Raw genomic sequence first — 764 nt, 5'->3', positions numbered from 1 at the left:
TATTCGTTTTTTTGAATTTGTTGACTTGTTCCTTGCACATCTGCATGGTTTTAATGATGCACAAGATTATTCCTATCAATGCTCATGATTGAGCAAGTCACAGCAGACCACCTTGCCAACTTTGATCATCCACGCCAAAGACGACCCGTTCATGACCGAAGAGGTGATCCCCAAATTTGTTCTGCCAGATAACATTGATTACCGTCTGTTTGAGCACGGCGGACACGTTGGTTTTCTGACTGGTACGGCATTAAAACCAAAGTTCTGGTTAGAGGAAGCCCTGCCCGCGTACTACGAAAGTGTCGCGGCAGAGTACCTTTCAGCTGTATCCAAACCGCGAACACAGTAAACTAGCCTTTCATCATAAAAGTTTGAGGTATTTATGATCATTCCTTGGCAAGACATCGCGCCAGAAACACTGGAAAATCTAATCCGTGAGTTCGTACTACGCGAAGGCACCGACTATGGCGCGGTTGAAATTTCACTGCAAAACAAAATCGATCAAGTGAAGACGCAACTAGAAAAAGGTGAAGCCGTCATCGTGTTCTCAGAACTGCATGAAACGGTTGATATTCAACTCAAAGCAAAGTTTTAGCACGTTCACATTTTTACCGTATCCCACTCGATGACAAGTCGTTGTTACATGCTATAGTGGGTTATCGACCGTGCAGCGGTTCGCTGCTGCACTTTACAGGTACGTAATTTTCGACAAGGTTTGTCATGTCAGCTAAACACCCAATTATTGCGGTTACTGGTTCATCCGG

1 protein-coding gene and 1 pseudogene are annotated in these 764 nt (G+C 44.5%); both read left to right on the top strand.

The window, feature by feature from the left end; genetic code table 11:
• Window positions 1-349, top strand: a pseudogene (locus R7O13_RS26370) (hydrolase); the annotation flags it as partial.
• Window positions 350-382: 33 nt separating this feature from the next.
• Window positions 383-595: a YheU family protein gene (locus tag R7O13_RS26365; RefSeq protein WP_005458136.1), complete on the top strand. Its 213-nt coding sequence runs from the start codon at window positions 383-385 to the stop codon at window positions 593-595.
• Window positions 596-764: the final 169 nt, after the last annotated feature.

The sequence above is a fragment of the Vibrio sp. Y176 genome (genome assembly GCF_033438945.1).
This window is presented reverse-complemented; position numbering and strand designations above follow the sequence as displayed.

Coding starts and splice junctions, on each gene's coding strand:
- R7O13_RS26365 (WP_005458136.1), top strand. CDS start 383: ATGATCATTCCTTGGCAAGACATCGCGCCAGAAACACTGGAAAATCTA.